This is a genomic window from Frondihabitans sp. OV104, from assembly GCF_057787745.1.
This window is the reverse complement of sequence record NZ_CM173541.1, coordinates 1,331,696-1,343,873: the sequence shown is the minus strand read 5'-3', so window position 1 is coordinate 1,343,873 and position 12,178 is coordinate 1,331,696. Positions and strand designations below refer to the sequence as shown.

Annotated in this window: 14 protein-coding genes; 13 read left to right on the top strand and 1 reads right to left on the bottom strand. The window is 70.7% G+C overall.

The genetic code is table 11. From position 1 onward, the window contains the following. Positions 1 to 15: 15 nt before the first annotated feature. The 3 genes from AC3CBB_RS06335 to hemW all read left to right on the top strand — a co-directional run bounded on the left by AC3CBB_RS06335 (position 16) and on the right by hemW (position 2,198). Positions 16 to 177, top strand: a complete 162-nt coding sequence (locus tag AC3CBB_RS06335) for a hypothetical protein (RefSeq protein WP_488626382.1) — start codon at positions 16 to 18, stop codon at positions 175 to 177. 141 nt (positions 178 to 318) lie between these two features. Continuing rightward, positions 319 to 969, top strand: coding sequence for a DUF1990 domain-containing protein (locus AC3CBB_RS06330; RefSeq protein ID WP_488626381.1), 651 nt, complete (start codon positions 319 to 321; stop codon positions 967 to 969). A 2-nt stretch (positions 970 to 971) separates the two neighbouring features. Beyond that, the gene (gene hemW, locus AC3CBB_RS06325) at positions 972 to 2,198 is read left to right on the top strand and encodes a radical SAM family heme chaperone HemW (RefSeq protein ID WP_488626380.1); all 1,227 of its coding nucleotides are present in this window, start codon (positions 972 to 974) and stop codon (positions 2,196 to 2,198) included. 68 nt (positions 2,199 to 2,266) lie between these two features. On the opposite strand, the gene AC3CBB_RS06320 is transcribed toward hemW, so the two are convergent. Then, the gene (locus tag AC3CBB_RS06320; protein ID WP_488626379.1) at positions 2,267 to 2,731 is read right to left on the bottom strand and encodes a DUF4870 domain-containing protein; all 465 of its coding nucleotides are present in this window, start codon (positions 2,729 to 2,731) and stop codon (positions 2,267 to 2,269) included. Between the two features lie 164 nt (positions 2,732 to 2,895). Between AC3CBB_RS06320 and hrcA the strand changes: the two genes are divergently transcribed. From hrcA to AC3CBB_RS06270, 10 genes are all read left to right on the top strand, one after another. Next, positions 2,896 to 3,933 carry a heat-inducible transcriptional repressor HrcA gene (hrcA, locus tag AC3CBB_RS06315; protein WP_488626378.1) on the top strand — a complete coding sequence of 346 codons (1,038 nt, stop codon included), beginning with the start codon at positions 2,896 to 2,898 and terminating at the stop codon, positions 3,931 to 3,933. A 45-nt stretch (positions 3,934 to 3,978) separates the two neighbouring features. After that, entirely contained in the window at positions 3,979 to 5,085 is a 1,107-nt protein-coding gene (dnaJ, locus tag AC3CBB_RS06310; RefSeq protein ID WP_488626377.1) for a molecular chaperone DnaJ, read from the top strand. A gap of 2 nt (positions 5,086 to 5,087) precedes the next feature. After that, the gene (locus AC3CBB_RS06305; RefSeq protein ID WP_488626376.1) at positions 5,088 to 5,819 is read left to right on the top strand and encodes a 16S rRNA (uracil(1498)-N(3))-methyltransferase; all 732 of its coding nucleotides are present in this window, start codon (positions 5,088 to 5,090) and stop codon (positions 5,817 to 5,819) included. A 46-nt stretch (positions 5,820 to 5,865) separates the two neighbouring features. Next, positions 5,866 to 6,231: a histidine triad nucleotide-binding protein gene (locus AC3CBB_RS06300; RefSeq protein WP_123504745.1), complete on the top strand. Its 366-nt coding sequence runs from the start codon at positions 5,866 to 5,868 to the stop codon at positions 6,229 to 6,231. Further along, positions 6,224 to 7,315, top strand: a complete 1,092-nt coding sequence (locus AC3CBB_RS06295) for a PhoH family protein (protein WP_488626375.1) — start codon at positions 6,224 to 6,226, stop codon at positions 7,313 to 7,315. Before AC3CBB_RS06300 ends, AC3CBB_RS06295 begins: the two co-directional genes overlap by 8 nt. Next, positions 7,312 to 7,773 (top strand): rRNA maturation RNase YbeY, encoded by a 462-nt coding sequence (gene ybeY, locus AC3CBB_RS06290; protein WP_488626374.1) that lies wholly within the window; start codon positions 7,312 to 7,314, stop codon positions 7,771 to 7,773. The genes AC3CBB_RS06295 and ybeY overlap by 4 nt, the downstream gene beginning before the upstream one ends. Positions 7,774 to 7,779: 6 nt before the next feature. Next, positions 7,780 to 9,162, top strand: a complete 1,383-nt coding sequence (locus AC3CBB_RS06285; protein WP_488626373.1) for a hemolysin family protein — start codon at positions 7,780 to 7,782, stop codon at positions 9,160 to 9,162. After that, positions 9,159 to 10,079, top strand: coding sequence for a GTPase Era (gene era, locus AC3CBB_RS06280; RefSeq protein WP_123504741.1), 921 nt, complete (start codon positions 9,159 to 9,161; stop codon positions 10,077 to 10,079). The genes AC3CBB_RS06285 and era overlap by 4 nt, the downstream gene beginning before the upstream one ends. A gap of 104 nt (positions 10,080 to 10,183) precedes the next feature. After that, on the top strand, positions 10,184 to 11,467 hold the full coding sequence (locus AC3CBB_RS06275) for a sensor histidine kinase (RefSeq protein ID WP_123504740.1): 1,284 nt from the start codon (positions 10,184 to 10,186) through the stop codon (positions 11,465 to 11,467). Beyond that, positions 11,464 to 12,171, top strand: a complete 708-nt coding sequence (locus AC3CBB_RS06270) for a response regulator (protein WP_123504739.1) — start codon at positions 11,464 to 11,466, stop codon at positions 12,169 to 12,171. The genes AC3CBB_RS06275 and AC3CBB_RS06270 overlap by 4 nt, the downstream gene beginning before the upstream one ends. Positions 12,172 to 12,178: the final 7 nt, after the last annotated feature.

Here is a 12,178-nt window from a genome sequence, read left to right as displayed (position 1 = left end):
GAGCATGCTGGACGCATGCCTGCTCTCTTCATCGTCATCATCATCGTCGGAATCATCGTCTTTGGGCTCAGCTTCCTCGGCGCAGCCCTGAAGTTCCTGCTCTTCATCGGCCTCATCATCGTCGCGATCGGGATCATCGGCTGGATCGTGCGCGCGCTCACGGGCCGCAAGGCCTGACCCGCGTCGCGAGATGGCCGTGGCCGTCGCCCGCCCGCCAGGGTGGCGACGGCCACGGCCATCTCGATGCCGTTGCCCCTGCGGCCACCACGTGACCGGGCCGCAGCGACGCCGCGACGCGGCCCCGTCTAGAATCGTCGGATGCGCCGTCAGACCCACACCGAGATCCAGACCACCTACGGGCAGGTCGGGGCTACCCAGGCGCCCGACCTCCTTCAGTACCCGCCGAAGGGATTCCGCCCCGCCGAGTACCGCACGCGCATCGGCCACGGCGACGCCCGCTTCGAGGCCGCCTGGGCCGCGATCATGACGTGGAAGGTCCAGGAGCGCAGCGGCATCCGCGTGCGCGTCACCAGCACCCCGTCGTTCGAGGAGGGTGCGTACACGCCCGTCACCTTCGACGACGAGGGCAACCCGCTCGACCCCGCCGACTACGCCGCTCCGACCGGCGAGTCGCACTTCAGCCCCGAGGGCGAGCCGTTCCTGGTCGCCGGAACCGAGGCCGTCCTCGACATCCGCGCCTACGGCCGCACCGTCCACGCGCCGGTCCGCGTCGTCTACGTGATCGACGACCCGACGCGCAAGGGCTTCGCCTACGGCACGCTCGACGGCCACCCCGAGAGCGGCGAGGAGAGCTGGGTCATCGACCAGACCGACGACGGCTCCGTCTGGCTGACCGTGCGGGTGTTCTCGAAGCCGGCGAACTGGAAGTGGCGCCTGGTCGCGCCGTTCCTGCGCCTCCAGCAGACGAAGTACACCCAGCGCTACCTCCGCGTGCTGGTGGGCGACTGACGGTGCCGAGCGCCCTTCCGCTCGCCGATCCGGCACCCGCCGACGGCAGCCTGCCGGCGAGCGTCGTCGACGGTGTCGAGTCGCGCGACTTCGGCGTCTACGTGCACGTGCCCTTCTGCCGTGTCCGCTGCGGCTACTGCGACTTCAACACCTACACCGGCGACGAGCTGCGCGGGGCCAAGCGGAGCGACTACGCCTCGCAGGCCATCGCCGAGATCCGGGGGGCCGACCGGGTGCTGCACGACGCCGGGCTCCCGCCACGCTCGGCCTCGTCGGTCTTCTTCGGGGGCGGGACCCCGACGATGCTGCCCTCCTCCGATCTCGGCGGCATGCTGACGGCCGTCCGCGACACCTGGGGCATCGAGCCCGGCGCCGAGGTCACGACCGAGGCGAACCCCGACTCCGTCGACGCCGACTACCTCGTCGACCTGAAGCGCGCCGGCTTCACGCGGGTGAGCTTCGGCATGCAGTCCGCCGTGCCGCACGTGCTGGCCACCCTGGAGCGCACTCACGATCCGGCTCGGATCCCGCTGGTCGTGGCCTGGGCGCGCGACGCCGGGCTCGACGTGAGCCTCGACCTGATCTACAGCACGCCGGGGGAGTCGCTCGACGACTGGCGCCGCTCGCTCGACCACGCCATCGCGCAGGAGCCCGACCATCTGTCGGCGTACTCGCTGATCGTCGAGGACGGCACGAAGCTCGCTCGGCAGATCCGCCGCGGCGAGGTCGCCCAGCCCGACGACGATACCGCCGCCGACATGTACGAGCTGGCCGACGAGGTGCTCGCCGCCGCCGGCTACGAGTGGTACGAGGTCAGCAACTGGGCGCGGGGCGAGGGCCACGAGAGCCGGCACAACCTGTCGTACTGGCGCGGCCACGACTGGTGGGGCGTCGGCCCCGGCGCGCACAGCCACGTCGGCGGGGTCCGCTGGTGGAACGTCAAGCACCCCGCGGCCTACGCCGAGCGGATCGTCGCCGGGCTGTCGCCCGCGGCCGGACGCGAGACGCTCGACGCCGAGACGCGGGCTACGGAGCGCGTGCTCCTCGCCGTCCGCATCCGCGACGGCCTGCGCATCGCCGAGCTCGGCGACGCGGGCCGCGCCGAGGTGGCCGGCCTGATCGCCGACGGGCTGATCGACGGCCGCACGGCGATCGCCGGCGCGCTCCGCCTCACCCTCCGGGGCCGGCTGCTCGCCGACGCGGTCGTCCGCCGCCTCCTTTCCGACTGATCCGCCGTCGGGCCGCCGCCGTCGCCGCGACGGGGGCGGACCACGGCGACGGCGACGGCCGGCGACTCTTACGGCTTGATGAACTCGATCGACAGCGGGTACCTGTAGTACTGGCCGCGGTTGGCGGCGACGGCGGCGATGATCGAGAAGATGAGGATCACGATTCCCACGGCGATAATCACCAGCGTTCCGATGACGATGACGGTCAAGATGCCGCCGATGACATAGCCGATCAGCATCGTCAGCTGGAAGTTGAGGGCGACGCGGGTGTGCTCCTTGATGAAGGGGCCCCGGTCGCGCAGCACCAGGTATCCGATCAGCGCGGGGATGAACCCGAAGGGGATCCCGCCGATGTGGATCAGGGTCGCCCACAGCTTCTCGTCTTCCGGGCGCAGGGGCTGCTGCGGTTGGTAGCCGGGCGTGCCGCCGTAGGGAGCCTGACCGTACTGACCGGACTGACCGGGATTGCCGTAGGAGCCGGTGGGCGGCGGCGTGGGCTGGTCGTCCTTGGGCGGGGGCGGGGCGTCGGTCATGTGATCTCACCAATCGTCTGCGCTGGCGGTGCGCGGGGTCCCGGGCACCGAGTTCGCGCCGAGCTTAGCGGCGGACGCGTCCCGGCAACCAGGGTTGCGGTGCCCCGTGGAGTACGATTGGCAGTCTTACTCAGCGAGTGCCAGACAGACGACGGGAGGCCTGCGTGGTCAGCGAACGAGGTCTCGAAGTGCTCCGCGTCATCGTCCACGACTACGTCGAGTCGCGCGAGCCGGTCGGCTCGAAGTCGATCGTCGAGCGGCACCAGTTCGGCGTCTCGGCGGCCACGATCCGCAACGACATGGCCCTGCTCGAAGAAGAGGAGCTGATCGCGGCCCCGCACACCTCGTCGGGTCGGGTGCCGACCGACAAGGGCTACCGGCTGTTCGTGAACCAGCTCGCCGACCTGCGACCGCTCACGGCGGCGCAGCGGACGGCGATCGAGACGTTCCTCGGCAACTCGTCCGACCTCGACGAGGTGCTCTCGCGCACGGTGCGCCTGCTCTCGCAGCTCACCAACCAGGTGGCGCTGGTCCAGTACCCGACGTTCTCGGCGGCGACCGTCCGGCACATCGAGCTCGTGCGACTCAGCGACACGCGCCTCATGACGGTGCTCATCACCGACGCCGGCCACGTCGAGCAGCGCACGATCGACGCGGGCCACGAGATCGACGAGCTGTTCGTGGGCGAGCTGCGAGCCAAGCTGAACACCCGCGTCGGCGGCAGGACGCTGGCCGAGGCCGCCGCCGTCCTCTCCACTCTCACCGTCGAGTTCCTGCCCGATCGCGCCCCCTTCGTCGAGGCGGTGTGCCGGGCCCTCGTCGAAGAGGCGAAGGCGGGTCGCCAGGAGAAGCTCGTCATGGCGGGCGCCGCGAACCTCGTGCTCACCGAGGAGGACTTCGCCGGCAACCTCTTCCCGGTGCTCGAGGCGATCGAGGAGCAGGTCACGCTGCTGCGCCTCTTCGGCGAGATGCACCAGGGCGCCGATCCCGCCGGCGGTGACAGCGTCATCGCCAGCATCGGCCGCGAGAACGAGTCGTTCGGGCTCGCCCAGACGTCGGTGCTCGCCAGCGGATACACGGCATCGGGTGGTGAGATCGCCCGGTTGGGCGTTCTCGGCCCGACCCGCATGGACTACTCGACCAACATGGCGGCCGTTCGCGCCGTCGCCCGCTACCTGAGCGGCCTCCTCGGCGAACGCTGAGCCGAGTCCGCCCCGAAACCCCCACGAGAACGAGCACGGAGACAAGTGGCAGATCACTACGACGTCCTCGGAGTCGACCGCAAGGCCAGCCCCGACGAGATCAAGAAGGCCTACCGGAAGCTGGCGCGCCAGCTCCACCCCGACGTGAACCCCAGCCCCGAGGCATCGGAGCGCTTCAAGGAGGTGACGCACGCGTACGACGTGCTGAGCGATCCGCAGCAGCGGGAGCGCTACGACCTCGGCCCGCAGGCCGGGTTCGGCGGCGGTGCCGGCGCGGCCGGGTTCGGCGACATCTTCGACGCGTTCTTCGGCGGCGGCCAGCAGCAGCGGCAGGGTCCGCGGTCGCGCCGTGAGCGCGGGCAGGACGCCCTGCTCCGCCTCGAGGTCGACCTCGACGACATCGTCTTCGGCGTCCAGCGCGACATCGAGGTCGACACGGCCGTCCTCTGCGACACCTGCAACGGCTCGTGCTGCGCCCCGGGCACCAGCCCGCAGACCTGCGACATCTGCCACGGCACCGGCTCGATCAACCGCCAGGTGCGCTCGCTCCTCGGCAACGTCATGACGTCCAGTCCCTGCGGTACCTGCCGCGGCTACGGCACCGTCATCCCCAACCCCTGCCCCACCTGCCAGGGCCAGGGCCGCGTCCGGGCTCGCCGCACGATTCCCGTCGACATCCCCGCGGGCGTCGACACCGGGATCCGCCTCCAGATGCCCGGCCAGGGCGAGGTCGGCCCCGCCGGCGGCCCGAACGGCGACCTCTACCTCGAGGTCAAGGTGCGCCACCACGATGTGTACAGCCGCAACGGCGACGACCTCCTCGCGACCCTCGAGGTGCAGATGGCCGACGCGATCCTCGGCACGACGACCACTGTCGAGGCGCTCGACGGCGACGTGACGGTCGAGGTGAAGCCCGGCTCGCAGAGCGCCGACGTCATCACGATCAAAGACCGCGGCGTGACGCGCCTACGCGGCTCCGGCCGCGGCGACCTCAAGATCGGCGTGCAGGTCGTGACCCCGACCAAGCTCAGCCACAAGGAGAAGGACCTCATCGAGAAGTTCGCCTCGGGCCGCAAGCACGACTCGCCCCAGCTCTCGCAGTTCCAGCAGGGCCTGTTCGGCAAGCTCCGCGATCGCTTCCTGAACTTCTGATCGTGGCGCACTTCTACCTCGTCGAAGAGCTCGGCGACACCGGGGTGGGCGCCCAGGTGGTCGTCACCGGCCCCGAGGCTCGCCACGCGGTGACGGTGAGCCGGGTTCGGATCGGCGAGACCCTCCGGGTCGGCAACGGCCGCGGGCTGGTCGTCGAGGGGGAGGTGCTCGAGGCCTCGGGCGACCGCCTGGTGCTGGAAGCGGCGGAGGTCGGGCACGTTCCTGCGCCCGATCGCCGCCTCGTTCTGGCCCAGGCCCTCGCCAAGGGCGACCGCGACGAGCTGGCCGTGCAGGCCGCCACCGAGCTCGGCGTCGACGAGATCGTGCCGTGGGCCGCCGCCCGCAGCATCTCGAAGTGGGAGGGCCCGAAGGTCGCCAAGGGCCTCGCCCGCTGGAGCGCCATCGTGCGCGAGGCGACGAAGCAGTCGGTGCGGGCATGGCAGCCGCGGGTCGGCGACGTGGCGACCACCAGACAGCTCGAATCGCGCGCAGGAACCGCGCGGGTCCTCGTGCTCGACCCCACCGCCACGGACGCGCTGTCGAGCGTCGCCCTGCCCGACGTCGGCGACGTCGTCGTCGTGGTCGGCCCGGAGGGCGGCATCACCCCCCACGAGGTCGACGGCCTGGTCGCCGCGGGTGCGGTCGCGGTGCGGCTCGGCGACAGCGTGCTGCGCACCTCCACCGCGGGGCCCGCCGCTATCGCCGTGCTCAGCGTCCGCCTCGGCCGCTGGTGAGCCGGCGCCCCGGCCCCGTGTCGGCGGCCTTCGTTACGATGAGCGCATGAGTTCGGAGCCTTCAGTCTTTTCTCGGATCATCGCGCGCGAGATCCCTGCGACGATCGTGCACGAGACCGAGACGGTCATCGCGATCCGAGACATCGCGCCCAAGGCGCCGGTGCACCTGCTCGTGATCCCGAAAGACCCGCAGTACGCGGACGTCGCGGAGCTCGCGGCCGGCGATCCGGCCCTCCTGGCCGACATGGTGGCCGTCGCGAAGGCCCTCTCGGAGGATTCCGAGCTGTTCGGGGACTATCCGCGCGGTCAATTCCGTTTGATCTTCAACACCGGCGAAGCCGTCGGTCAGACCGTCTTCCACGTCCATGCGCACGTCATGGCGGGGAACCTCCAGGAAGGCTCACTTGCCTAGCTCCTCCAGCAACATCCCCGACGGGGCCATTCGCGACGACCTCATCGTCGACGGGGTCGCCATGGTGCAGCTCCTCGGCCCGCAGGACCGCCTGCTCCGCGCCGTCGAGCAGCAGTACCCCTCAGTCCGAGTCCTCGTCCGAGGCAACGAGGTCGCCCTCGAGGGTCCGGCCGACGACGTCCGCCGCGCCCGCGAGCTCGTCGACGAGCTCGTGACGATGGTGCGCCAGGGCCACGACGTCGGCCCTGCCGAGGTGCGCACCACCGGCCGCATCCTCGCCGACGGGCAGGGCCACCCCGCCGAGCTGTTCGGCGCCGCCATCGTGACGAACAAGGGCAAGAGCGTCCGCGCCAAGACCCTCGGCCAGAAGGAGTACGTCGACGCGATCGACGACAACACGATCGTCTTCGGCATCGGGCCCGCCGGCACCGGCAAGACGTACCTCGCGATGGCGAAGGCCGTTCAGGCGCTCCAGCGTCGGGAGGTGTCGCGGATCATCCTGACGCGTCCGGCGGTCGAGGCGGGGGAGCGCCTGGGCTTCCTGCCCGGCACGCTCACCGACAAGATCGACCCGTACCTGCGGCCGCTCTACGACGCGCTCAACGAGATGATGGACCCCGAGATCGTCCCCAAGCTCCTCGCCGCGGGCACGGTCGAGGTGGCGCCGCTCGCCTACATGCGCGGCCGGACGCTCAACGACGCCTTCGTCGTGCTCGACGAGGCGCAGAACACCACTCCCGAGCAGATGAAGATGTTCCTCACCCGCCTCGGCTTCGGCAGCAAGATGGTCGTCACCGGCGACATCACGCAGGTCGACCTCCCGACCGGCTCCAGCGGGCTCCAGCTCGTCACCCGCGTGCTCGGCGACGTCGACGACATCCACTTCGCCCGCCTCACGAGCGACGACGTGGTCAGGCACACCCTGGTCGCGAAGATCGTCGACGCGTACACGAAGTTCGACGCCGAGAAGATGGCGCGGCTGCACTCGCGCACCGAGGCCGCCTCGCCGGCTGCACGGCCGGCTGCCGACCAGGTGACCGCTGCCGTCCAGGTGACCGCGGCCGACCAGGAGACCCCCGCATGACCATCGAGCTGAACAACGAGTCCGGCGTCGAGGTCGACGAAGCGGCGATCCTCCGCCTGGCGACCTTCGCCCTCGACCAGATGCACGTGCACCCCGAGGCCGAGCTCGCGATCGTGCTCGTCGACGAGGGCGCCATGGAGCAGCTGCACGTGCAGTGGATGGACGAACCGGGCCCCACCGACGTGCTGAGCTTCCCGATGGACGAACTCCGTCCCGGCACGGAAGACGAGCCGACGCCGCCCGGGCTGCTCGGCGACATCGTGCTCTGCCCCCAGGTCGCCGCGCCCCAGGCCGTCACGGCCGGGCACTCGACGCTCGACGAGCTCCTGCTGCTCACGACGCACGGGATCCTGCACCTTCTCGGCTTCGACCACGCGGAGCCCGACGAGAAGGCCGAGATGTTCGGCATCCAGGGCGAGATCCTCGCCGCGTTCGCCGTGTCCGACGCGCAGAGGTAGCCGCCGATGATGATCGCGATCTTCATCACCGCGGCCGTCGTCCTCGTCGTCATCGGCGGGCTCCTCGCCGCCAGCGACTCCGCCCTCGGGGTCCTCAGCCGCCACGACCTGATCGAGCTCGCCGAGCAGCGCCGCGCCGCACGGCGCGAGGGCAGCGCCCGCGCGATCCTCGCCATCGCCGACGACGTCGGCGCGCAGGTGAACGCCATCAACTTCGTCCGCGTGCTCGCCGAGACCGCCGCCGCCGTGCTCGTCTCGCTCGCGTTCGCCTACTCGTTCGCCGAGTGGTGGCTCGCGCTGCTGCTCTCGGCCCTGATCATGACCGCCGTCTCGTTCGTGCTCGTCGGGTCGAGTCCGCGGAGTGTCGGCCGGGCCCACGCGCGCACCCTGGTCGGCGTCGTCGCCGGCTTCCTGCGCGCGCTGCGCGTGGTCCTCGGGCCTGTCGCCGCGGCCCTCGTCTGGCTGGGCAACCGCGTCACGCCCGGCCGCCCGCGGAGCGCCCAGTTCTCGTCGGAGGAGCAGCTGCTCAGCATGGTCGACGAGGCCACCGAGCTCGACGTGCTCGACGAAGACGACAGGACGCTGATCCACTCCATCTTCGAGTTCAGCGAGACCGTCGTGCGCGAGGTCATGATCCCGCGCACCGACATGGTCACCGTCGACTCCGACGCGACCATCGAGCAGACCATGTCGACGTTCCTCAGCAAGGGCGTGTCGCGCATCCCCGTGATCGGCCGCGACAGCGACGACGTGCTCGGCATCGTGTATCTGCGCGACGTCACGCGCTGGATCTTCGAGGGGCACAGCCTGTTCGAGGGGCGCCCTGGAGCAGACCGCCTCGCCGCCGACTTCTCGAAGCCGGCCGTGTTCATCCCCGAGTCGAAGCGCGCCGACGAGACCCTGCGCCAGATGCAGACCGAGAAGAACCACCTCGCGATGGTCGTCGACGAGTACGGCGGCATCGCCGGCCTGGTCACGATGGAAGACCTCATCGAGGAGCTCGTCGGCGACATCAGCGACGAGTACGACCAGACCGTGGTCTCGTACCGTCCGATGGGCGAGGGCACGTTCCTCGTCAGCGCCCGCTTCCCGGTCGACGAGCTCGGCGACCTCTTCGGCATCGAGCTCGACGACGACGACGTCGACTCGGTCGGCGGCCTGCTCACCAAGGCGCTCGGGCGCCTCCCGGAGCGCGGCTCGCAGGTCACCGTGTCGGGCCTCATCCTCACCGCCAACCGCACCGAGGGCCGCCGCCGCGACCTGCAGACCGTGCTGGTCAAGCGGGACGCCGCCCTCGAGGCCTCCCAGGCGGCGTTCGCCGCGGCCTCCGCCTCCTCGTCTCCCACCAGCACAGCCACCAGCACCACCAGCGATCGGACCACCCGATGACCACCTCCAGCTCCATCCCCGAGTCACCCGCCGGCTTCCGAGCGGGCTTCGTCTCGTTCGTCGGCCGCCCCAACGTCGGCAAGTCGACCCTGACCAACGCCCTCGTCGGCGAGAAGGTCGCCATCACGTCGTCCAAGCCGCAGACGACCCGCCGGGCGATCCGCGGCATCGTGCACTCGGCGACGGGCCAGCTGGTCCTCGTCGACACGCCGGGCATGCACCGGCCCCGCACCCTGCTGGGGGAGCGGCTGAACAGCGTGGTCCAGGACACCCTGGGCGACGTCGACGTCATCGGCTTCTGCGTGCCCGCCGACGAGAAGCTCGGCCCCGGCGACCGCTTCATCAACGAGCAGCTCGACGCGTTCCCGCGCGCGAAGAAGGTCGCCATCGTCACGAAGGTCGATGCCACCTCGCGGCCGGCCGTCGCCGAGCAGCTGCAGGCCGTCAGCCAGCTCCGCGACTGGGACACCATCATCCCGGTGTCGGCCGTCACCGGCATCCAGCTCGACACGATCGTCACCGAGCTGATCAAGCTGCTGCCGCTCTCACCCCAGCTCTACCCGTCCGACGTCGCGACCGAGGAGGTCCTGGAGGACCGCGTCGGCGAGCTCATCCGCGAGGCCGCGCTCGAGGGCGTCGAAGACGAGCTGCCGCACTCGCTGGCCGTCACCATCGACGACATCGTGGAGCGCGACGACAAGGAGCTCGTCGAGATCTACGCGAACCTCTTCGTCGAGCGCGACAGCCAGAAGGGCATCGTCATCGGCCACAGGGGTCAGCGGCTCCGCGAGGTCGGCGAACGGGCTCGGGCGCAGATCGAGCCCCTGGTCGGCAAGCAGGTCTTCCTGTCGATCCGCGTCAAGGTCGCGAAGGACTGGCAGCGCGACCCGAAGCTCCTGGGGCGCCTCGGCTTCTAGCCGGGCCGGCTCGGACTACATCCCCGGGATGATTCCGGTCGCCGCGAGTCGCACGCCGCCTCGCAGAGCCTGATCGAGAAGGCTCGACCCCGTACCGTGGTGGGGTGAACGTCCGCCTCCGCACCTCTCAGATCGTCGCCGACATCGCGATCGCCGTGGTCGTCGGGCTCGCGAGCCTCCCGTTCGACCTGCACGCCAACCCGCTGTCGCTCGTCATCACGCTAGGCATGGTCCTCTGCCTCGTGTTCCGCCGCCTGTCGCCGGCGGCCGCGCTCTCGCTCGCGTGGGCGACGGCGGCGTTCGAGATGCTCACCCTGTCGACGCCCCAGGTCTCGAATCTCGCGATCTGCGCGGTGCTCTACGCGACCGCCGCCCACGGCAGCCCGCGCGTCAAGTGGCTCGGACTCGGCTCGGTCGGCGTCGGGGCCGCCGTCGGCATGTTCTACGTGACCTTCGCCCAGCTGTCGCTCTTCGGCGTGCCGCACGACGTGACGAATGCGACCGACCTGATCCAGCTGCTCCTTCAGATCGGCATCACCTTCCTCGGCTTCCTCGCGCTCCTGGGGCTCCCGTGGGTCGGCGGTCAGCTGGTGCGCACGCGCTACGCCGCCCGCGAGAGCCGCGACGCCCAGCTCGTCGCCGAGCGCGAAGCGGCTCGCGCCGAGAGCGAGGCCGCCCGCGCGGCCAGCGACGCGGCCCGCGCCGAGCGCGACATCGCCGTCGAGCAGGAGCGCTCGCGCATCGCGCGCGACATGCACGACGTGGTCGCCCACTCGCTCGCCGTCGTCATCGCCCAGGCCGACGGCGCCCGGTACGCCTACCGCGCCGACCCGGGCTCCGTCGAGGACAGCCTGAGCACCATCGCGGCGACCGCCCGGGAGTCCCTGGTGGAGGTGCGGGTGCTCCTGGGCCAGTTGCGGCACAGTCAGGGCGCGGCGCCGCAGCCCGTCCTCGGCGACCTCGAGAAGCTCGTCGACCAGATGACGACCGCCGGCCTCTCGATCGACCTGCGCTCGAGCGGCACTCCCGCCCAGCTCGGCGGCAACCGCCAGCTCGCGATCTACCGCATCGTGCAGGAGTCGCTCACGAACGTCCTCCGCCACGGCGACCGCAGCTCCACCGTCGACGTGCTCTTCGACTGGCGGCCCGACGACCTCATCATCGTGATCGCGTCGACCGTGCTCCCGACCGAGGCGATCGACCCCTCCGCTCTGACGACGAGCGGCCAGTTCCGACCCGACGAGCGCCGCGGACATGGCATCGTGGGGATGCGCGAGCGCGCGTCCCTCGCCGGCGGAACTCTCACCACGCACCAGGCCGGCGGGCGCTTCATCGTCCGCGCGACCATTCCGTCGACCGCCCTGACCCAGGAAGTCCGCCTCCGATGAGCTCTGCCCCCGAATCCACCGCGACCGCGGCTCCGTCCACCACGATCAAGGTCGTGCTCGTCGACGACCAGGCGCTGTTCCGCGCGGGAATCCGCATGGTCGTCTCGTCGCAGAGAGACCTCGAGTTCGTGGGGGAGGCGGGCGACGGCGCGGAGGGTGTCGAGGTCGTGGCGCGGACCCGCCCCGACGTCGTCCTGATGGACATCCGCATGCCCGTCATGGACGGCATCGCGGCAACGACGGCGATCCTCGAGCAGGCCGACCGCGAGGGCAGGCCCGCGCCGCGCATCCTCGTCCTCACCACGTTCGACCTCGACGAGGCGGCGACCCGGGCGATCCGGGGCGGGGCCAGCGGCTTCGTGCTCAAAGACAGCGACCCCGAGTTCCTGCTCGCAGCGATCAGGACCGTGCACGCTGGCACGGCGGTCATCGCGGCATCGGCCACGCGCGAGCTCTTCGAGCACTTCGACGGCGGGAGCGCCGGCTCGAAGGCCGTGCCCGAGGCGTTCGAGTCGCTCACCACGCGCGAGCGCGACATCTTCCAGTCGGCGGCGCGCGGCCTGTCGAACTCCGAGATCGCCCAGCGGGAGTTCCTCAGCGAGGCGACGGTCAAGACGCACATCTCGCGGATCCTGGCCAAGCTGTCGCTGCGCGATCGCGTGCAGCTCGTCGTCTACGCGTATGAGCACGGGCTGACCTCATAACAAAACC